Source organism: Streptomyces sp. RPA4-2 (assembly GCF_012273515.2).
Classification (GTDB): Bacteria; Actinomycetota; Actinomycetes; order Streptomycetales; family Streptomycetaceae; genus Streptomyces; species Streptomyces kaempferi.
In genome coordinates, this window is sequence record NZ_CP050975.2 from 6,588,309 (window position 1) to 6,609,222 (window position 20,914).

At 67.3% G+C, this 20,914-nt stretch carries 9 protein-coding genes, 1 tRNA gene and 2 rRNA genes; 11 read left to right on the forward strand and 1 reads right to left on the reverse strand.

Annotated elements, in window-relative coordinates; genetic code table 11:
* The first annotated feature begins 59 nt into the window (after positions 1-59).
* From HEP85_RS28920 to HEP85_RS28935, 4 genes are all read left to right on the forward strand, one after another.
* Positions 60-3,182 (forward strand): 23S ribosomal RNA (locus HEP85_RS28920).
* 86 nt (positions 3,183-3,268) lie between these two features.
* A 5S ribosomal RNA gene (rrf, locus tag HEP85_RS28925) occupies positions 3,269-3,385 on the forward strand.
* 114 nt (positions 3,386-3,499) lie between these two features.
* Positions 3,500-4,162: a DegT/DnrJ/EryC1/StrS family aminotransferase gene (locus tag HEP85_RS28930; protein ID WP_168534117.1), complete on the forward strand. Its 663-nt coding sequence runs from the start codon at positions 3,500-3,502 to the stop codon at positions 4,160-4,162.
* 104 nt (positions 4,163-4,266) lie between these two features.
* A tRNA-Thr gene (locus HEP85_RS28935) sits at positions 4,267-4,342 on the forward strand.
* Between the two features lie 61 nt (positions 4,343-4,403).
* Here HEP85_RS28935 and HEP85_RS28940 read toward each other — a convergent pair.
* The gene (locus HEP85_RS28940) at positions 4,404-7,151 is read right to left on the reverse strand and encodes a SpoIIE family protein phosphatase (RefSeq protein ID WP_168530516.1); all 2,748 of its coding nucleotides are present in this window, start codon (positions 7,149-7,151) and stop codon (positions 4,404-4,406) included.
* A 364-nt stretch (positions 7,152-7,515) separates the two neighbouring features.
* On the opposite strand from HEP85_RS28940, the gene HEP85_RS28945 reads away from it, so the two are divergent.
* The 7 genes from HEP85_RS28945 to HEP85_RS28975 all read left to right on the forward strand — a co-directional run bounded on the left by HEP85_RS28945 (position 7,516) and on the right by HEP85_RS28975 (position 20,889).
* Positions 7,516-13,017, forward strand: coding sequence for a HAMP domain-containing protein (locus tag HEP85_RS28945; protein WP_211118085.1), 5,502 nt, complete (start codon positions 7,516-7,518; stop codon positions 13,015-13,017).
* 301 nt (positions 13,018-13,318) lie between these two features.
* Positions 13,319-14,002 carry a two-component system response regulator gene (locus HEP85_RS28950; protein WP_168530517.1) on the forward strand — a complete coding sequence of 228 codons (684 nt, stop codon included), beginning with the start codon at positions 13,319-13,321 and terminating at the stop codon, positions 14,000-14,002.
* Between the two features lie 213 nt (positions 14,003-14,215).
* On the forward strand, positions 14,216-16,939 hold the full coding sequence (locus HEP85_RS28955; RefSeq protein ID WP_168530518.1) for a DNA translocase FtsK: 2,724 nt from the start codon (positions 14,216-14,218) through the stop codon (positions 16,937-16,939).
* Positions 16,940-17,215: 276 nt separating this feature from the next.
* A complete protein-coding gene (locus HEP85_RS28960; protein WP_168530519.1) occupies positions 17,216-18,070 on the forward strand; it encodes a helix-turn-helix domain-containing protein in 855 nt (284 codons plus the stop codon).
* A 91-nt stretch (positions 18,071-18,161) separates the two neighbouring features.
* Positions 18,162-19,637, forward strand: coding sequence for a 30S ribosomal protein S12 methylthiotransferase RimO (gene rimO / locus HEP85_RS28965; protein ID WP_168530520.1), 1,476 nt, complete (start codon positions 18,162-18,164; stop codon positions 19,635-19,637).
* On the forward strand, positions 19,634-20,347 hold the full coding sequence (gene pgsA / locus HEP85_RS28970; RefSeq protein ID WP_168530521.1) for a CDP-diacylglycerol--glycerol-3-phosphate 3-phosphatidyltransferase: 714 nt from the start codon (positions 19,634-19,636) through the stop codon (positions 20,345-20,347). Before rimO ends, pgsA begins: the two co-directional genes overlap by 4 nt.
* A complete protein-coding gene (locus HEP85_RS28975) occupies positions 20,344-20,889 on the forward strand; it encodes a CinA family protein (RefSeq protein WP_168530522.1) in 546 nt (181 codons plus the stop codon). The genes pgsA and HEP85_RS28975 overlap by 4 nt, the downstream gene beginning before the upstream one ends.
* Positions 20,890-20,914 lie beyond the last annotated feature (25 nt).

Here is a 20,914-nt window from a genome sequence, read left to right on the forward strand (position 1 = left end):
CGGGGGTGATGGGTGGTTGGTCGTTGTTTGAGAACTGCACAGTGGACGCGAGCATCTGTGGCCAAGTTTTTAAGGGCGCACGGTGGATGCCTTGGCACCAGGAACCGATGAAGGACGTGGGAGGCCACGATAGTCCCCGGGGAGTCGTCAACCAGGCTTTGATCCGGGGGTTTCCGAATGGGGAAACCCGGCAGTCGTCATGGGCTGTCACCCTTGCCTGAACACATAGGGCAAGTGGAGGGAACGCGGGGAAGTGAAACATCTCAGTACCCGCAGGAAGAGAAAACAACCGTGATTCCGGGAGTAGTGGCGAGCGAAACTGGATGAGGCCAAACCATATACGTGTGAGACCCGGCAGGGGTTGCGTATGTGGGGTTGTGGGATTTCTCTTTCACGGTCTGCCGGCCGTGAGACGAGTCAGAAACCGTTGATGTAGGCGAAGGACATGCGAAAGGTCCGGCGTAGAGGGTAAGACCCCCGTAGTCGAAACATCAACGGCTCGTTTGAGAAACACCCAAGTAGCACGGGGCCCGAGAAATCCCGTGTGAATCTGGCGGGACCACCCGCTAAGCCTAAATATTCCCTGGTGACCGATAGCGGATAGTACCGTGAGGGAATGGTGAAAAGTACCGCGGGAGCGGAGTGAAATAGTACCTGAAACCGTGTGCCTACAAGCCGTGGGAGCGTCGCGCATTGAGTTTACTCAATGCGTCGTGACTGCGTGCCTTTTGAAGAATGAGCCTGCGAGTTTGCGGTGTGTTGCGAGGTTAACCCGTGTGGGGAAGCCGTAGCGAAAGCGAGTCCGAATAGGGCGATTTAGTAGCGCGCTCAAGACCCGAAGCGGAGTGATCTAGCCATGGGCAGGTTGAAGCGGCTGTAAGAGGTCGTGGAGGACCGAACCCACCAGGGTTGAAAACCTGGGGGATGACCTGTGGTTAGGGGTGAAAGGCCAATCAAACTCCGTGATAGCTGGTTCTCCCCGAAATGCATTTAGGTGCAGCGTCGTGTGTTTCTTGCCGGAGGTAGAGCACTGGATAGGCGATGGGCCCTACCGGGTTACTGACCTTAGCCAAACTCCGAATGCCGGTAAGTGAGAGCGCGGCAGTGAGACTGTGGGGGATAAGCTCCATGGTCGAGAGGAAACAGCCCAGAGCATCGACTAAGGCCCCTAAGCGTACGCTAAGTGGGAAAGGATGTGGAGTCGCACAGACAACCAGGAGGTTGGCTTAGAAGCAGCCACCCTTGAAAGAGTGCGTAATAGCTCACTGGTCTAGTGATTCCGCGCCGACAATGTAGCGGGGCTCAAGCGTACCGCCGAAGTCGTGTCATTGCAGCAATAGGGCCAACGCCCGCTGTGATGGGTAGGGGAGCGTCGTGTGCCGGGTGAAGCCGCGCCGGAAGGCAGTGGTGGACGGTTCACGAGTGAGAATGCAGGCATGAGTAGCGATACACACGTGAGAAACGTGTGCGCCGATTGACTAAGGGTTCCTGGGTCAAGCTGATCTGCCCAGGGTAAGTCGGGACCTAAGGCGAGGCCGACAGGCGTAGTCGATGGATAACCGGTTGATATTCCGGTACCCGCTGTGAAGCGTCAAACATTGAACCAGGCGATGCTAAGTCCGTGAAGCCGCCCCGGAGCCTTCGGGCAAAGGGGAGTGGTGGAGCCGACGGACCAGACCTGTAGTAGGTGAGTGATGGGGTGACGCAGGAAGGTAGTCCATCCCGGGCGGTGGTTGTCCCGGGGTAAGGGTGTAGGCCGTGTGATAGGTAAATCCGTCGCACATCAAGGCTGAGACCTGATGCCGAGCCGATTGTGGTGAAGTGGATGATCCTATGCTGTCGAGAAAAGCCTCTAGCGAGTTTCATGGCGGCCCGTACCCTAAACCGACTCAGGTGGTCAGGTAGAGAATACCGAGGCGTTCGGGTGAACTATGGTTAAGGAACTCGGCAAAATGCCCCCGTAACTTCGGGAGAAGGGGGGCCATCACTGGTGATCCGATTTACTCGGTGAGCTGGGGGTGGCCGCAGAGACCAGCGAGAAGCGACTGTTTACTAAAAACACAGGTCCGTGCGAAGCCGTAAGGCGATGTATACGGACTGACGCCTGCCCGGTGCTGGAACGTTAAGGGGACCGGTTAGTCACTCTTCGGGGTGGCGAAGCTGAGAACTTAAGCGCCAGTAAACGGCGGTGGTAACTATAACCATCCTAAGGTAGCGAAATTCCTTGTCGGGTAAGTTCCGACCTGCACGAATGGCGTAACGACTTCTCGACTGTCTCAACCATAGGCCCGGTGAAATTGCACTACGAGTAAAGATGCTCGTTTCGCGCAGCAGGACGGAAAGACCCCGGGACCTTTACTACAGTTTGATATTGGTGTTCGGTTCGGCTTGTGTAGGATAGCTGGGAGACTTTGAAGTCATGGCGCCAGCCATGGTGGAGTCGTCGTTGAAATACCAGTCTGGTCGTGCTGGATGTCTAACCTGGGTCCGTGATCCGGATCAGGGACAGTGTCTGATGGGTAGTTTAACTGGGGCGGTTGCCTCCTAAAGAGTAACGGAGGCGCCCAAAGGTTCCCTCAGCCTGGTTGGTAATCAGGTGTTGAGTGTAAGTGCACAAGGGAGCTTGACTGTGAGACCGACGGGTCGAGCAGGGACGAAAGTCGGGACTAGTGATCCGGCGGTGGCTTGTGGAAGCGCCGTCGCTCAACGGATAAAAGGTACCCCGGGGATAACAGGCTGATCTTCCCCAAGAGTCCATATCGACGGGATGGTTTGGCACCTCGATGTCGGCTCGTCGCATCCTGGGGCTGGAGTCGGTCCCAAGGGTTGGGCTGTTCGCCCATTAAAGCGGTACGCGAGCTGGGTTTAGAACGTCGTGAGACAGTTCGGTCCCTATCCGCTGTGCGCGTAGGAATATTGAGAAGGGCTGTCCCTAGTACGAGAGGACCGGGACGGACGAACCTCTGGTGTGCCAGTTGTCCTGCCAAGGGCATGGCTGGTTGGCTACGTTCGGGAGGGATAACCGCTGAAAGCATCTAAGCGGGAAGCCTGCTTCGAGATGAGTATTCCCACCCCCTTTGAGGGGTTAAGGCTCCCAGTAGACGACTGGGTTGATAGGCCGGATCTGGAAGGCGGGCAACCGCTGGAGGTGACCGGTACTAATAGGCCGAGGGCTTGTCCTCAGTTGCTCGCGTCCACTGTGTTGGTTCTGAAACCACGAACAACCGTCGTAGCTATGCCACGGCTCCGGTTGACAGTTTCATAGTGTTTCGGTGGTCATAGCGTGAGGGAAACGCCCGGTTACATTCCGAACCCGGAAGCTAAGCCTCACAGCGCCGATGGTACTGCAGGGGGGACCCTGTGGGAGAGTAGGACGCCGCCGAACTAATATTAAAAGAGCTGGTCCCCGAACTTCGGTTCGGGGACCAGCTCTTTTTTGTTGTGCGTCACTTTGCGTTCACTTTGCGCGACCACCATCCGCGTCATGGGTACTGCTGCAATGCTCAGGGCCGCGGGCGTCGGAGCCGGTGACGAGGTCATCGTGTCGGCGTTCGGCAACGTCGAAGTCACGGAGGCCGTGACCCAGGCCGGAGCCTCGGCCGTCTTCGCCGACATAGACCCGGCCACCTACTGCCTCGACGCCGGCGCGGTCGAGGCGGCCGTGACCGCACGATCCATGGCTATCGTCGTCGTCCACCGCTTCGGGCGGTCGGCCGACATGGTGCGACTGCGTGACGTCGGGCAGCGGCACGGACTCCTCGTCCTCGAACTGGGCGAGTCCGAAGCGCCTTACGAGGACATCGCGCAGCGCCGGGAGCGGGCCGCCTACCTCGACGGGCGGTTGAGCGGCGTGCGCACACCGGCCGGCGGCGACGGACACACGTACCAGCAGTACGTGGTACGGGTGCCGGGCAACGGGCGGCCGGACCGGGACGCCTTCGCACGGGCCGTACGGAACCGCGGAGTCGAGTGCCGGGTACCGGTGAAGACACCCGTGCACCGCATGCCCGGATTCCGGCGGGACGTGTACCTCCCGGAGACCGAGCGGGCCGCCGACGAGACGCTCGCGCTGCCCGTGGACGCGTCGCTGACGAAGCGGGAGATGCAGCGGATCGTCTCCGCCTGCAACGCGCTCGGCGGTCTCCTGCAGCCCGCCTTCTGATCCGGCCGACCTCACAGGGCGTCAGCAGGACTGGTTAGGAGCACGCTTCTGTTCGGGGTATGATCTATTTCGTTGCCGCGAGGGAAACCTCGCAAAAGCGGCCGGCCCCCCTAGCTCAGTCGGCAGAGCGTCTCCATGGTAAGGAGAAGGTCAACGGTTCGATTCCGTTGGGGGGCTCCACAGCAGAAAAGGCCTCGCCCTCCCGGGCGGGGCCTTTTTGCTGCCTCCGTCGGGGAGGACTTCAGTCCACCTGCAGACCCGGTACCCGCATCGCCAGAATCGCCATGTCGTCGGACGGGGCGTCGGAGGCGAAGCGTTCCACCGCGCGCATCACCCGGGCGGCCACCGCGCCCGCCGTCAGACCCGTACACGTGGTGAGGACGTCCGTGAGACCGTCGTCCCCCAACATGCGGGTGCCCTCACGGCGTTCCGTGACGCCGTCCGTCACGCACAGCAGCACATCGCCCGGATCGAGAGTGACCGTCTGCTCGTACAGCTCCAGGTCCTCCATGACGCCGAGGAGCGGCTGCGGTTCGGCGGCTGCCTCCACCGTGCCGTCCTGGCGCAGACGGAGCGGGAGCGGATGGCCGGCGCAGACCACCTTCAGCACGGCGCTGCCGTCCTCCTGGGGCCACAACTCGCCGTACAACAGCGTCAGGAAGCGACTGCGGGCGCCCTCGTCGAGGATCGCCGAGTTCAGCCGCTCCAGGACCGCCGGTCCGCCGAAACCCTCGCGGGCCAGCAACCGCAGCGCGTGCCGGGCCAGGCCCGTGACCGCCGCGGCCTCCGGGCCCGTACCGCAGACGTCACCGATGGCGAAGCCGTAGGCACCGTCGCGGATCGGGAAGAGGTCGTAGAAGTCGCCGCCGACCTCGTTGCCCTCGCCGGCCGCGCGGTAGATGACCTCGACCTCGACGCCCTCGATGTGGGGGAGTTCCGGGGGCAGGAGGCTGCGCTGGAGGGACTGGCTGATCGCCGTGCGCTCCGAGTACAGACGAGCGTTGTCGAGGGCCAGGGCGGCCCTTCGGGAGAGGTCCTCGGCCAGCTCCAGGATCTCCTGCCGGAAGTGCTCGTCGGACGGCTTGCCGAGCGTCAGCATCCCGATGACCCGGTTGCGGGCCACCAGGGGCAGTACGACCGTCTCGCCCCCGACCGCCGCGGCCGTCGCCAGCGTCGTGCCGATGCCGGAACTCACCGGTGAGCGTTCGCCGAGGCCCAGGCTGCGCATGGAGGTGCGCAGCGCCGCCTGATGGGCCGCCTCGGCGGGGGCCGGCCAGACACGGGCGCCCGGAGTGGGGACCGGGTCCGGCGGGGCGATCTTCGACAGCAGGGCCTTCAGGCCGTCGATGCGTTCCTCGTCCTCGTGCAGGACATAGGAGAGATACGGGTCCGAGGCCTGGTCGGCGATCGTGTAGACGGCACACCAGGTGGCCAGCGTCGGGACGGTCATCTGGGCCATCAGGGCCAGGGTCTGGTCACGGTCGAGGGTGCCGGCGAGGAGGTCGGACGCCTCCACGAGGAAGGAGAGCGAGCCGCGGCGCAGGCGTTCCAGCTCGCCCAGACGGGCCGATTCCACCGCCAGCGCGATCCGGTCCGCGGCGAACTGGAGGCGCAGCGCCTCCTCGTTGGAGTATCTGGAGGGCGACTCGGCGGCGACACCGAGAGAGCCCGTCAGGCGCCCCTCGACCTTCAGCGGGACCGTGACCACCGAACGCATGCCGGTGCCGCCCAGCAGGGGGACGGCGCCGGGGACGACCATCAGATCCTCGTGGACGGCCGGCATCCGGGCCGAGCCGTAGCGGCCGGGGCCGGCCTCGACGGGGACGCGGGCGAAGCGCTGGCGGGCGGAGGGCAGGCCCGTCGAGGCGCGCACCTCCAACTCCGTTTCGTCGTCGGTGGCCAGGAGCAGAAAGGCGGAGTCGCCGTCGAGCATGTCGCGGGCGCGCTCCACTGTGCGCTGGAGAAGCCCGTCCAGGTCATCGGGGGCCGGAGAACCGATGAAGACCTCGAAGGGGTCCGTGGCCTGGCCCTCGGAGCTGGTCGTCGTGTCCGTGGCGGAGGCGCGCAACGGGGTCTGCAGCACGGCCCGTTCGTGGTCGCGCACGAGGAGGCAGACGGTCGAGGGCTCGCCGCCCGTGTCACGGACCCGGAGGTGGGAGGCGTAGACGGGGGTGACGCGGCCGCTCGCGCCGCGGATGCCGTAACTGCCCTCCCAGCGCGAGAGCTGAAGGGCCTCGACGATGCCGGTGCTGGTGCCCGGGGTGTGCGGCCAGGCCGCGAGATCGGTCAGCGGTTTGCCGGTGACCTGCTCGGCGGCGTACCCGAAGAGGTCCTCCGCGTCCTCGTTCCACGCCGAGATGGAGCAGGCGCGGTCGATCTGGATGACCGCGACGCGCACCCGGCCGTCTGCGAGCGGAAGGAGATGGGCGGGGAGGGAAGGGCCCGCGGTGCGTGTCCCCACCGGGCGCTCGGGGAGGTCGAGCTGGAACCAGACCTGCTTGTGGGTGGGGGAGTACTCGACGCCCCAGTGGCCGGCCAGCGCCGCGCAGAGCTGGAGACCGCGGCCGCCCTCGCGGTCCGGGCTGCCCATGTTCACGGCCGACGCCTGGAGTGGAATCTCACGTTCTGGGTAGCGGTCCGCCACCTCGATGCGTACGCCCTCGTCGCTGCGCAGACACAGGACGTCGGCGGAGGTGCCCGCGTGCACAACGGCATTGGTGACCAGCTCGCTGGTCAGGACCACGGCGTCGTCGACGATGTCGGCGAAGCCCCACCCCTGGAGGGTGTCGCGGACGAAGGAACGGGCGGTCGCGACCGATCGTCCCACGGGGTCGAAGCTGGCGGCCGCGCGCGCGGTGATCACAGAACTCCCTGTCCGGTTGTCGGCGTGCAGCGGTGCCGGCCCGGCCTGCTCCTGGTGGGGCAGCGCCTGGTTCCCTGTCGGCCGAGGATCCTGAGGCGGTCCCCCAGGATGCAGTCCGGTGGTCATGGTGCGGTGCCCCTCCGATGCCTGCCCGCTCGTTCTCGTGCCACCGCCCAGGCCGGTCGGACCGGTGTGGCTGGACAGCCGCATGCAAGGTTACTTACCTTCGCGGTCCGTGCGGATGCCGGTCACCAGTGTTTCCGCCCGGAGAGGGCCCATGTTTCCCTCCGGAGGGTCCTGTGGTTCGCGTCGGAACCGTGTGCGGACGATGTGCGAAGCTGCCGAACTGTTATGGCCTGGTTCAACAGGGGTGAAACACTGGGCAGGCTCCAGTGGGAAGGTCCCGGCAGGCTGAGGGCCTTCCGGTTCGCCGAGCAGCAGTATCCCAGTACGCCGAGCAGTAATGGTCGACCCTTGCGGGAGGGACACAGTGGAGTCTGGCGCAGCGACGCGGGGCACTAAGACGCGCGCAAAAGACGGACAGTCCCTGAACAGCCAGCGCGCGCCGCGCAACGGCACCACCGAGGTGGACTCGGCGGCTCTGAGCAGGCTGCTGGCCGCCCTGGTGTCGATGCGGGACGGCAATTTCCGCAAGCGCCTCACGGTCTCCGGCGACGGCGTGATGTCGGAGATCGCCGCGGTCTTCAACGAGGTGGCCGACCGCAACCTGCATCTGACGGGTGAACTGTCTCGGGTGAGGCGGATGGTCGGGCGTGAGGGCAAACTCACGGAGCGGCTGGAGACGGGCGCCTGCGAGGGTTCCTGGGCGGCGGCGATCGACGCCTCCAACGCGCTCGTCGACGACCTCGTACGGCCTGTCTCCGAGGTCGGCCGGGTGCTGTCCGCGGTGGCGGAGGGTGATCTGTCGCCCCGCATGGAGTTGCGGGCGCAGGCGGCGGACGGCAACGGGCATCCGCTGCGCGGGGAGTTCCTCAAGGTCGGGCGCACGGTCAACAACCTGGTCGACCAGCTGTCGACGTTCACCGACGAGGTCACCCGGGTGGCCAGCGAGGTCGGCACCGAGGGCAAGCTGGGCGGACAGGCCCGGGTGCGCGGTATGTCCGGTTCGTGGAAGGACCTCACGGATTCGGTCAACACCATGGCGTACCGGCTGACGGCTCAGGTGCGTGACATCGCTCTCGTCACGACGGCGGTCGCCAAGGGTGACTTGTCCCGGAAGGTCACGGTTCACGTGGCCGGCGAGATGCTCGAGCTGAAGAACACCGTCAACACGATGGTGGACCAGCTCTCCTCGTTCTCCTCGGAGGTGACGAGGGTCGCGCGCGAGGTGGGCACCGAGGGTGAACTCGGCGGCCAGGCGCAGGTGCCCGGTGTGGCCGGCGTGTGGAAGGACCTCACCGATTCGGTGAACCTGATGGCCGGCAACCTCACGGCGCAGGTGCGCGGGATCGCGCAGGTGACGACGGCGGTCGCGAACGGTGACCTGTCGCAGAAGGTGACCGTGTCCGCACGCGGTGAGGTCGCGCAGCTCGCCGAGACGATCAACCAGATGACCGAGACGCTGCGGACGTTCGCGGACGAGGTCACGCGCGTGGCCAACGAGGTCGGTGGCGAGGGGCGGCTCGGCGGGCAGGCGAACGTGCCGGGCGCGGCGGGCACGTGGAAGGACCTGACGGACTCCGTCAACACGGTTTTCCGGAACCTCACGACCCAGGTGCGGGACATCGCCGCGGTGACCACGGCGGTCGCCAACGGTGACCTCTCGCAGAAGGTCAGCGTCGAGGTCGCCGGCGAGATGCTGGAGCTGAAGAACACCGTCAACACGATGGTCGACCAGCTGTCGTCCTTCGGTGACGAGGTCACGCGCGTGGCGCGGGAGATCGGTGTCGAGGGTGAACTGGGCGGTCAGGCGCAGGTGCCGGGCGCGGCGGGCACGTGGAAGGACCTGACGGACTCCGTCAACACGGCTTTCAGGAACCTGACCGGACAGGTCCGCAACATCGCGCAGGTGACGACGGCGGTCGCCAACGGTGATCTGTCGCAGAAGGTCACCGTCGACGTCTCCGGCGAGATGCTCCAGCTGAAGAACACCGTGAACACGATGGTGGACCAGCTGTCGTCCTTCGCCGACCAGGTGACGCGGATGGCCCGGGACGTGGGCACGGAGGGCCGCCTCGGCGGTCAGGCCCGCGTGGACGGCGTGTCCGGTACGTGGAAGGAACTGACCGACTCCGTCAACTTCATGGCGGGGAACCTCACCTCGCAGGTGCGGCAGATCGCCCAGGTCACCACGGCGGTGGCGCGGGGTGACCTGTCGCAGAAGATCGACGTGGACGCGCGCGGCGAGATCCTGGAGCTGAAGAACACCATCAACACGATGGTCGACCAGCTCTCGGCCTTCGCGGACCAGGTGACGCGGGTGGCGCGTGAGGTGGGTACGGAGGGCCGGCTCGGCGGTCAGGCGCAGGTGCCGGGTGTCGCGGGTGTGTGGCGCGACCTGACGGACTCCGTGAACGGCATGGCGGGGAACCTGACCGCGCAGGTGCGCAACATCGCGCAGGTCGCGACCGCGGTGGCGCGGGGTGACCTGTCGCAGAAGATCGACGTGGACGCGCGCGGCGAGATCCTGGAGCTGAAGAACACCCTCAACACGATGGTGGACCAGCTCTCGAACTTCGCCGAGCAGGTGACGCGGGTGGCGCGTGAGGTGGGTACGGAGGGCCGGCTCGGCGGGCAGGCCGAGGTGCAGGGTGTCTCCGGCACCTGGAAGGACCTCACGCAGTCCGTGAACTTCATGGCGAACAACCTGACCATCCAGGTGCGCAACATCGCCGAGGTGACCACCGCCGTCGCCATGGGCGACCTGTCCAAGAAGATCACCGTCGACGCCAAGGGCGAGATCCTCGAACTGGTCACCACCGTCAACACGATGGTCGACCAGCTGTCGTCGTTCGCCGAGCAGGTGACCCGGGTCGCCCGCGAGGTGGGCACCGAGGGCCAGTTGGGCGGTCAGGCGCGGGTGCCCGGGGTCACGGGCATCTGGAAGGACCTGAGCGACAACGTCAACCTGATGGCCTACAACCTCACGATGCAGGTGCGGAACATCTCGCAGGTGGCGGCGGCCGTCGCCAACGGCGACCTGACCCGGACGGTGACGATCGAGGCGCGCGGCGAGGTCGCGCAGCTCGCCGACACCTTCAACACCATGGTGAAGACGCTGAGTTCGTTCGCCGAGCAGGTCACCAAGGTGGCCCGCGAGGTGGGCACGGACGGCATCCTCGGCGGCCAGGCACACGTTCCGGGAGTCGCCGGTACGTGGAAGGACCTCACCGAGTCCGTGAACGGGATGGCGTCCAACCTGACCGGCCAGGTGCGCAACATCGCGATGGTCACCACGGCCATCGCCAAGGGCGACCTGACGAAGAAGATCGACATCGACGCCCGCGGTGAGATCCTCGAACTGAAGACCACCATCAACACGATGGTCGACCAGCTGTCGTCCTTCGCGGAGGAGGTCACCCGAGTGGCCCGCGAGGTGGGCACCGAGGGCCAGTTGGGCGGTCAGGCGCGGGTCCGTGACGTCGACGGCACCTGGCGCGACCTCACCGAGTCGGTGAACGAGATGGCCGGGAACCTGACCCGGCAGGTGCGTGCCATCGCGCGCGTGGCGACCGCGGTGACCCGCGGTGACCTGAACCTGAAGATCGACGTGGACGCCTCGGGCGAGATCCAGGAACTTCAGGACTACATCAACAAGATGATCGCCAACCTGCGCGACACCACCATCGCCAACAAGGAACAGGACTGGCTCAAGGGCAACCTGGCCCGTATCTCCGCGCTGATGCAGGGACGGCGGGACCTGGACGACGTGGCCTCGCTGATCATGAGCGAACTGACGCCGGTGGTCTCCGCCCAGCACGGCGCGTTCTTCCTGTCGATGCCGCTGGTCGACGGGAGGGACGCGAGGGACGAGGACGAGGAGGCGTACGAGCTGCGCATGCTCGGGTCGTACGGCTACTCGATGGGCTCGATGCCGACGTCGTTCCGGCCCGGTGAGGCGCTCATCGGGACGGCCGCCCAGGAGAAGCGCACGATCCTGGTGGAGAACGCGCCGAGCGGCTATCTGAAGATCTCCTCCGGGCTCGGCGAGGCGCCCCCGGCGCAGGTCATCGTCCTTCCGGTGCTCTTCGAGGGGACCGTGCTCGGTGTCATCGAGCTGGCCTCCTTCACGCCGTTCACGCAGATCCAGAAGGACTTCCTGAACCAGATCGCCGAGATGATCGCGACGAGCGTCAACACCATCTCCGTCAACACCAAGACGGAGGTGCTGCTCAAGCAGTCGCAGGAGCTGACCGAGCAGCTCCGGGAGCGGTCGGCGGAGCTGGAGAACCGGCAGAAGGCCCTTCAGGACTCCAACGCGGAACTGGAGGACAAGGCCGAGCTGCTGGCCCAGCAGAACCGCGACATCGAGGTCAAGAACACCGAGATCGAGGAGGCCCGCCAGGTCCTGGAGGAGCGTGCCGAACAGCTCGCGGTGTCCATGCGCTACAAGAGCGAGTTCCTGGCGAACATGTCGCACGAGCTGCGGACGCCGCTCAATTCCTTGCTGATCCTGGCCAAGTTGCTCGCCGACAACGCGGAGTCGAACCTCACCCCGAAGCAGGTCGAGTTCGCCGAGACGATCCACGGCGCGGGGTCCGACCTGCTCCAGCTGATCAACGACATCCTGGACCTGTCGAAGGTCGAGGCCGGGAAGATGGACGTGTCGCCGACGCGTATCGCGCTGGTGCAGCTCGTCGACTACGTGGAGGCGACGTTCCGTCCGCTGACCGCGGAGAAGGGCCTCGACTTCTCGGTCCGGGTGTCGCCGGAACTGCCCGCCACGCTGCACACCGACGAACAGCGGCTCCTCCAGGTGCTGCGCAACCTGCTCTCCAACGCGGTGAAGTTCACCGACTCCGGAGCGGTCGAGCTGGTGATCCGGCCCGCGGGCGCCGATGTGCCGGTGGCCATCCGGGAGCAGCTGCTGGAGGCGGGTTCGCTGCGGGACGCCGACGCCGATCTGATCGCGTTCTCCGTGACCGACACCGGCATCGGGATCGCCGCCAGCAAGATGCGGGTGATTTTCGAGGCCTTCAAGCAGGCGGACGGCACGACGAGCAGGAAGTACGGCGGTACGGGCCTGGGGCTGTCCATCTCGCGGGAGATCGCGCGTCTGCTGGGCGGTGAGATCCACGCCCAGAGCGAGCCGGGACGCGGTTCGACGTTCACGCTGTACCTGCCGCTGCACCCGAGCGAACTGCCTCCGCAGGGCTACGGGCAGCTCGCGCCCACGCTGGGGGCGGGGGAGCTGCTCGCGTCCGAGGCGGAGCGGGCCGGGGCGGACATCGAGACGCCTGCCGAGGTGAAGTCGTACCAGGAGACCCAGAACGGGCCCGCCGCGCTCTTCAGGAGGCGCCGCAGGGCACTGCCGGTGGCCGAGTCGCGTCCTGGGCTGACGGCGCAGCCGAACGGGGCCGGCGGACCCGCCCAGGAGCAGTGGCCGGTCGCGGCGCAGCAGGAGACGGCGTCGCAGGCGCGGGGAGGCATCCGGTTCGAGGGCGAGAAGGTGCTGATCGTCGACGACGACATCCGCAACGTGTTCGCGCTCACCAGCGTCCTGGAGCAGCACGGTCTCTCGGTGCTGTACGCCGAGAACGGCCGTGAGGGTATCGAGGTTCTGGAGCAGCACGATGATGTGACGGTCGTCCTGATGGACATCATGATGCCCGAGATGGACGGCTATGCGACGACCACGGCGATTCGCCGGATGCCGCAGTTCGCCGGACTGCCGATCATCGCGCTCACGGCGAAGGCGATGAAGGGCGACCGTGAGAAGGCCATCGAGTCCGGGGCGTCCGACTACGTCACCAAGCCGGTCGATCCCGATCACCTGCTCTCCGTGATGGAGCAGTGGATGCGAGGGGAGTGAACGGGGTGCGGATCGCTGTACGGTGGCGGCGTCCAAGACGCCGCGGTGTGCGCGTCGGCGGCTCGCCGCGGCACGCCCGACGTCGGACAACCGGCTGTGGGCGAAGCCGTGTAGAAGCGCGTGATTCGGGGAACCTTCTGGTCCCCCACTACGTTTCTGCTACGTGCACAGTGACATCGCGGTGACAGGGTGTGGCGACAGGCGGGGTGCGGCTACCATGACCGGCACAAGGACGGACGGCGCAAGGGAGTCGTCCCCTGGGGCGGCGCCCGGTGCACTGCCGGGACGAGGAGGGCGGGCCATGGTGCAGAAGGCCAAGATCCTCCTGGTCGATGACCGGCCGGAGAATCTGCTGGCGCTGGAGGCGATCCTCTCCGCGCTCGATCAGACACTGGTGCGGGCATCGTCCGGGGAGGAAGCGCTCAAAGCACTACTCACGGACGACTTCGCGGTCATTCTGCTGGACGTACAGATGCCGGGCATGGACGGGTTCGAAACCGCCGCGCACATCAAGCGGCGAGAACGGACCCGGGACATCCCGATCATCTTCCTCACCGCGATCAACCACGGTCCGCATCACACCTTCCGGGGGTACGCGGCGGGTGCGGTGGACTACATCTCCAAGCCGTTCGACCCGTGGGTGCTGCGCGCGAAGGTCTCGGTCTTCGTCGAGCTCTACATGAAGAACTGCCAACTGCGTGAGCAGGCCGCGCTGCTGCGGCTCCAGCTGGAGGGCGGCGGCAAGGTGGCGCTCGGCAGCGCCAAGGAGCCGGCCGGTCTCCTCGCCGAACTCTCGGCGCGGCTCGCGGCCGTTGAGGAACAGGCCGAGGCGCTGTCCAAGCAGCTCGACGACGACTCGGCGGACGCGGCGGCGGTGGCGACCGCCGCCCATCTCGAGCGCAAACTCACCGGACTGCGCCGGGCACTGGACGCGTTGGAGCCGGGCACGGGCAACGGCGCGGCGTCGGTTCCCTCGCAGAGCTGACCTCCGGTACCGCGCCGGGCGTATGGCGAACCGACCCTCGGTCCCGCGAGGAGAGGTGAGCGAAACGCGGAGGCGCCGTCCGGTGGACGAGCGTTTGGGGGCGGCCGTGCGCGGTGACCCGGCGTCAGTTCCGTGCCCCGGCAAGGGCGACACGATCGGGTGAAGCTGTGGTCACACGTGTCCCTTGTCGTCTCCACCGGTAACCTCACACCCATGGCCTCACGTCAGTCCGCAGCCAAGAAGCCGCCCGCGAAGAAGGCGGCCGCTCCGACGAAGGCTCCGGTGAAGAAGGCCCCCGCGAAAAAGGCGGTCGCCAAGAAGGCCGCGGCGAAGAAGCCCGTACCCGCGCCGGCGCCCAGCCCGACCGCGGGTGTGTACAGGCTCGTACGCGCCGTGTGGCTGGGCCTCGCGCATGCCGTCGGGGCGATGTTCCGTGGCATAGGGCGGGGCGCGAAGGGGCTCGACCCGGCGCATCGCAAGGACGGCCTCGCGCTCCTGCTGCTCGGTCTCGCGCTGATCGTCGCGGCGGGCACGTGGTCGAATCTGCGCGGGCCCGTCGGCGGCCTCGTCGAGATGCTGGTGACCGGTGCCTTCGGCCGGCTCGACCTGCTCGTCCCGATACTCCTCGCCGTCATCGCCGTCCGCTTCATCCGGCACCCCGAGAGGCCCGAGGCCAACGGCCGCATCGTGATCGGTCTGTCCGCGCTCGTCATCGGCGTGCTCGGGCAGGTCCACATCGCCTGCGGGGCGCCCGCGCGCAGCGACGGCATGCAGGCGATAAGGGACGCCGGCGGCCTCATCGGCTGGGGCGCGTCCACCCCGCTGACGTACACCATGGGCGACGTCCTCGCCGTACCGCTCCTGGTCCTGCTCACGGTCTTCGGTCTGCTGGTCGTCACGGCCACGCCCGTCAACGCGATCCCGCAGCGGCTGCGGCTGCTCGGACAGCGGCTCGGCATCGTCCAGGGCGACCCGGACGAGATGCTTTTCGGCGAGGACGACGAGCGCTACGACGAGCAGTGGCGCGAGGCGCTCCCCGCGCGCTCCCGCAGAGGCCCGGGCGGCCCCGGCGAGTACGACCGCGAAAGCGCCGAGGAAGAGGCGCTCACCAAGCGCCGTGGCCGCCCCCGGCGGGCTCCCGCGCGACAGCACGACCCGAACCGGCCGATGGACGCGGTGGACGTCGCCGCGGCGGCCGCCGCCGCGCTCGACGGCGCCGTGATGCACGGCATGCCGCCCTCTCCGCTGGTCGCCGACCTGACGCACGGCGTCACCGCGGAACGCGACGGGTACGAGGAGACGACTCCGGTGCCGGCCGCCCGCGCCAAGGCCGTGCCGGGAGCCAAGCGGCCCCGGCAGGAGTCCCTGGCCGTCGACTCCGTCGTGCCCGACCTCACCAAGTCCGCGCCCGAAGCGCCGCGCGACCTGCCGCCGCGCGCCGAGCAGCTCCAGCTCTCCGGGGACATCACCTACTCCCTGCCGTCACTCGACCTCCTGGAGCGCGGTGGCCCCGGCAAGACCCGCAGCGCCGCCAACGACGCGGTGGTCGCCTCGCTCCAGAACGTCTTCATGGAGTTCAAGGTCGACGCCGCCGTCACCGGCTTCACCCGCGGTCCGACGGTCACCCGCTACGAGGTCGAGCTCGGCCCGGCCGTGAAGGTCGAGCGGATCACCGCGCTCACCAAGAACATCGCGTACGCCGTCGCCAGCCCCGACGTGCGGATCATCAGCCCGATCCCCGGCAAGTCGGCGGTCGGCATCGAGATCCCGAACACCGACCGCGAGATGGTCAACCTCGGCGACGTGCTGCGCCTCGCGGACGCGGCCGAGGACGACCACCCGATGCTGGTCGCGCTCGGCAAGGACGTCGAGGGCGGCTACGTGATGGCCAACCTGGCGAAGATGCCGCACGTACTCGTCGCCGGAGCCACCGGTTCCGGTAAGTCCTCCTGCATCAACTGCCTGATCACGTCCGTGATGGTCCGCGCGACCCCCGAGGACGTCCGGATGGTCCTCGTGGACCCCAAGCGGGTCGAGCTGACCGCGTACGAGGGCATCCCGCACCTGATCACGCCGATCATCACCAACCCGAAGCGGGCCGCCGAGGCCCTGCAGTGGGTCGTGCGGGAGATGGACCTGCGCTACGACGACCTCGCGGCGTTCGGCTACCGACACATCGACGACTTCAACCAGGCCATCCGCGACGGCAAGCTGAAGACGCCCGAGGGCAGCGAGCGGGAGCTGAAGACCTACCCGTATCTGCTGGTGATCGTCGACGAGCTGGCCGACCTGATGATGGTCGCGCCGCGGGACGTCGAGGACTCCATCGTGCGCATCACCCAGCTCGCGCGCGCGGCCGGCATCCATCTGGTGCTCGCCACGCAGCGGCCGTCGGTGGACGTCGTCACCGGTCTGATCAAGGCGAACGTACCGTCGCGGCTCGCCTTCGCCACCTCCTCGCTCGCCGACAGCCGCGTCATCCTCGACCAGCCGGGCGCCGAGAAGCTGATCGGCAAGGGCGACGGGCTCTTCCTGCCGATGGGTGCCAACAAACCGACCCGTATGCAGGGCGCCTTCGTCACCGAGGACGAGGTCGCCGCGATCGTGCAGCACTGCAAGGACCAGATGGCGCCGGTCTTCCGCGACGACGTCACGGTGGGCACCAAGCAGAAGAAGGAGATCGACGAGGACATCGGTGACGACCTCGATCTGCTGTGCGCCGCGGCCGAGCTGGTCGTCACGTCGCAGTTCGGGTCCACCTCGATGCTCCAGCGCAAGCTGCGTGTCGGTTTCGCCAAGGCGGGACGGCTGATGGACCTCATGGAGTCGCGCGGCATCGTGGGGCCGAGTGAGGGATCCAAGGCACGTGACGTGCTGGTGAAGGGCGACGAGCTCGACGGCGTGCTCGCCGTGATGCGCGGGGAAGCGGAAGCGTGAGTCCTCGGCCCGGGAAACCGGGACGCATCGGTCACCGGACCAGGGGGTACACGACATGTTGATATTCGAACGTGACTCACCCGTAAGGAGCCGCAGGGCAACCGTTTCCCCTCGGCGAACGTCAAGTTGAGCGACGGGACAGGTACATGTCCCGCATCAGGATGACCGGCCATTCTGATGGCGTACAAAGTCCTACCGCCCGGTTGCCCCACCCTTTCGTACCCCCCCTAAACTGAACCTCCAGCACAGGTGGCTACACGCTCGAAAGGCGCCCCCGTGTCCATCGGCAACTCCCCTGACGGCAACATCCCCGAAGACGAGCGCCCGTTCGAAGAGCACCACGAAGAAGGTCCCTCGGTCGGCCGTGCTCTGCAGCAGGCCCGCATCGAGGCCGGACTGACCGTCGACGACGTCAGCAACGCGACCCGGGTCCGTATCGCCATCGTGCACGCGATCGAACAGGACGACTTCAGCCCCTGTGGCGGTGACGTCTACGCGCGCGGTCACATCCGGACCCTGGCCCGCGCCGTACAGCTCGACCCGGTTCCTCTGCTGGCACGCTACGACGCCGAACACGGCGGGCGTCCCGCGCCGACCCCGGCCGCCCCGCTCTTCGAGGCGGAACGTATCCGCCCGGAGCGTCGCGGGCCGAACTGGACCGCGGCCATGGTCGCGGCGATCGTCGCCGTGATCGGCTTCGTCGGCTTCACCGCGATCAAGGGCAGCTCGGGCGACGGCGCGAAGTCGAACGTCGCCGAGGGCTCCACGCCCACCACCGGCAAGTCGCCCGTCTCGGCCAGCCCCAAGATCAGCAAGCCCGCCGACCCGAAGCCCGATCCGTCCGACAGCGCCATCGCGGCCGCCCCGCAGGACAAGGTGACCGTGCAGGTGAGCGCCCCCGACGGGCGCAGCTGGATCTCCGCCAAGGACCACAACGGCCGGCTGCTCTTCGACGGCCTGCTCAAGCAGGGCGAGTCCCAGACCTTCCAGGACAAGACGAAGATCGACCTCGTCCTCGGCGACGCGGGCGCGATCCAGCTCTATGTGAACGGCAAGAAGATCGACGACCAGTTCCAGTCGGGCCAGGTCGAGCGACTGACCTACACCAAGGGTGACCCCGTCGTCGGATAACGGGCCCAGGGCACAGGCGGGGACGGGGTTGGCCAAGATCGGCCAACCCCGTCGACGTGGGCTGTCAGTGAGACAAAGTAGTCTTGAGCCCATGCCTGAACGCCGTACCGTCGCACTCGTCACTCTTGGCTGCGCCCGTAACGAGGTGGACTCGGAGGAGCTCGCAGGCCGCTTGGAGGCGGACGGCTGGCAACTCGTGGAGGACGCCGAGGACGCGGATGTCGCCGTCGTCAACACCTGTGGCTTCGTCGAGGCCGCCAAGAAGGACTCCGTCGACGCCCTCCTCGAAGCCAATGACCTCAAGGGCCAGGGCAGAACCCAGGCCGTCGTGGCGGTGGGCTGCATGGCCGAGCGGTACGGCAAGGAGCTCGCCCAGGCCCTGCCCGAGGCCGACGGCGTGCTCGGCTTCGACGACTACGCCGACATCTCCGACCGCCTCCAGACCATCCTGAACGGCGGGATCCACGCCTCGCACACCCCCCGCGACCGGCGCAAGCTGCTGCCGATCAGCCCGGCCGAGCGGCAGAGCGCCGGCGAGGACGTGGCCCTTCCCGGTCACGGCGCCCCCTCGGACCTACCGGAGGGCGTGGCCCCGGTGTCCGGCCCCCGCGCACCGCTGCGCCGCCGTCTGGACGGCTCGCCGGTCGCCTCGGTGAAGCTCGCCTCCGGCTGTGACCGGCGCTGCTCCTTCTGCGCCATCCCGTCCTTCCGCGGGTCCTTCATCTCCCGGCGCCCCAGCGACGTGCTGAACGAGACCCGCTGGCTGGCCGAGCAGGGCGTCAAGGAGGTCATGCTGGTCTCCGAGAACAACACCTCGTACGGCAAGGACCTCGGCGACATCCGCCTGCTGGAGACGATGCTGCCCGAGCTGGCCGAGATCGACGGCATCGAGCGGGTGCGGGTCAGCTATCTGCAGCCCGCCGAGATGCGCCCCGGGCTCATCGACGTCCTCACCTCGACGCCGAACATCGCGCCCTACTTCGACCTCTCCTTCCAGCACTCCGCGCCCGACGTGCTGCGCTCGATGCGCCGCTTCGGCGACACCGACCGCTTCCTCGAGCTGCTCGACACGATCCGCTCCAAGGCACCGCAGGCCGGTGTGCGGTCCAACTTCATCGTGGGCTTCCCCGGGGAGAGCGAAACCGACCTCGCGGAGCTGGAGCGGTTCCTCACCCACGCGCGTCTCGACGCGATCGGCGTCTTCGGGTACTCCGACGAGGAGGGCACGGAGGCGGCGACGTACGAGAACAAGCTGGACGAGGACGTCGTCGCCGACCGCCTCGCGCGGGTGTCCCGGCTCGCCGAGGAACTGGTCGCGCAGCGCGCGGAGGAGCGCGTCGGCGAGACCGTACAGGTGCTGGTGGAGTCGCTCGACGACGAGGACGGCGCGTACGGCCGCGCCGCGCACCAGGCGCCCGAGACGGACGGACAGGTGCTGTTCACGAGCGGCGAAGGTCTGACCGTCGGCCGTATCGTCGAGGCCAAGGTGGTCGGTACGGAAGGTGTGGACCTGGTGGCCGAGCCGCTCCCGGGTTCGCTCCCCGGTACTGAGGAGGCGGGCAGATGACCGGAGTCCCGGCGTCCGCGGCGGGCGGCTCCCCCAGCGCGAACGGCGCGGCGGGCGCTCCCGGCGCCCCTGGGGACTCCAAGCCGGCGCGGGGCGGGAAGCTGGGCGCCGCGGCGGTCAACCAGGCCAGCCTCTGGAACATCGCGAACATCCTGACCATGATCCGGCTCGTCCTGGTACCCGGCTTCGTGGCGCTGATGCTGGCCGACGGCGGGTACGACCCCGTCTGGCGTGCCTGGGCCTGGGCGGCCTTCGCCGTCGCCATGATCACCGATATCTTCGACGGTCACCTGGCGCGCACGTACGACCTGGTCACGGACTTCGGGAAGATCGCCGACCCCATCGCCGACAAGGCGATCATGGGCTCGGCGCTGATCTGTCTGTCCTCGCTGGGTGATCTTCCGTGGTGGGTGACGGGCGTGATCCTCGGGCGCGAGCTCGGCGTCACCCTGCTGCGCTTCGTGGTGATCCGTTACGGCGTCATTCCGGCCAGTCGCGGCGGCAAGCTGAAGACCCTGGCGCAGGGCACGGCGGTCGGCATGTACGTCCTCGCGCTGACGGGCGGCCTGGCCACCCTGAGGTTCTGGGTGATGGCCGTGGCGGTCGTCCTGACCGTCGTCACCGGGCTCGACTATGTGAGACAGGCCATCGTGCTGCGCAGGAGTGGAATCGCCGCGCGCCTGGCGGCGTCCGTGGAGGCCGAGCGGTGAGTCCGGAGGCCGCCGAGGTGCTGCGACTACTCACGGTGAGAGGCGAGACGCTCGCCGTGGCCGAGTCGCTGACCGGCGGTCTGGTGGCGGCGGAGATCACCGCGACGCCCGGAGCATCCCGCGCCTTCAGGGGCTCCGTGACCGCGTACGCCACCGAACTCAAGCACCGGCTGCTGGGCGTCGACGCCACCCTGCTGGCCGAGCGCGGGGCGGTGGATCCGCAGGTCGCGTCCCAGATGGCGGCCGGAGTGCGCAAGGCGCTCGGCGCGGACTGGGGGATCGCGACCACCGGTGTCGCGGGACCCGACCCCCAGGACGGACAGCCGGTCGGCACGGTCTTCGTGGCCGTGGACGGCCCCGCCGAAGCGATGTTTCCCGCCATCGGGAGCGGGAAAGTGGTCCGGCTGCGGTTGAACGGCGACCGGGCGGAAATCCGTATGGAGAGTGTACGCAGCGTACTCGCGCTGCTCCTGAGAGAGCTCGCGGGCGAACACACCGGAAATGAGCGGGCACAGGATACGGAACAGAACGGGGGGACTTGATGTTTGCAGCCCTGAGTGAACACGA

Excerpts from the sequence above, each read along its gene's own strand:
- HEP85_RS28955 (WP_168530518.1), top strand. The coding sequence starts at position 14,216 with ATGGCCTCACGTCAGTCCGCAGCCAAGAAGCCGCCCGCGAAGAAGGCG.
- HEP85_RS28940 (WP_168530516.1), bottom strand. The coding sequence starts at position 7,151 with ATGACCACCGGACTGCATCCTGGGGGACCGCCTCAGGATCCTCGGCCG.
- HEP85_RS28930 (WP_168534117.1), top strand. The coding sequence starts at position 3,500 with ATGCTCAGGGCCGCGGGCGTCGGAGCCGGTGACGAGGTCATCGTGTCG.
- rimO (WP_168530520.1), top strand. The coding sequence starts at position 18,162 with ATGCCTGAACGCCGTACCGTCGCACTCGTCACTCTTGGCTGCGCCCGT.
- pgsA (WP_168530521.1), top strand. The coding sequence starts at position 19,634 with ATGACCGGAGTCCCGGCGTCCGCGGCGGGCGGCTCCCCCAGCGCGAAC.
- HEP85_RS28950 (WP_168530517.1), top strand. The coding sequence starts at position 13,319 with ATGGTGCAGAAGGCCAAGATCCTCCTGGTCGATGACCGGCCGGAGAAT.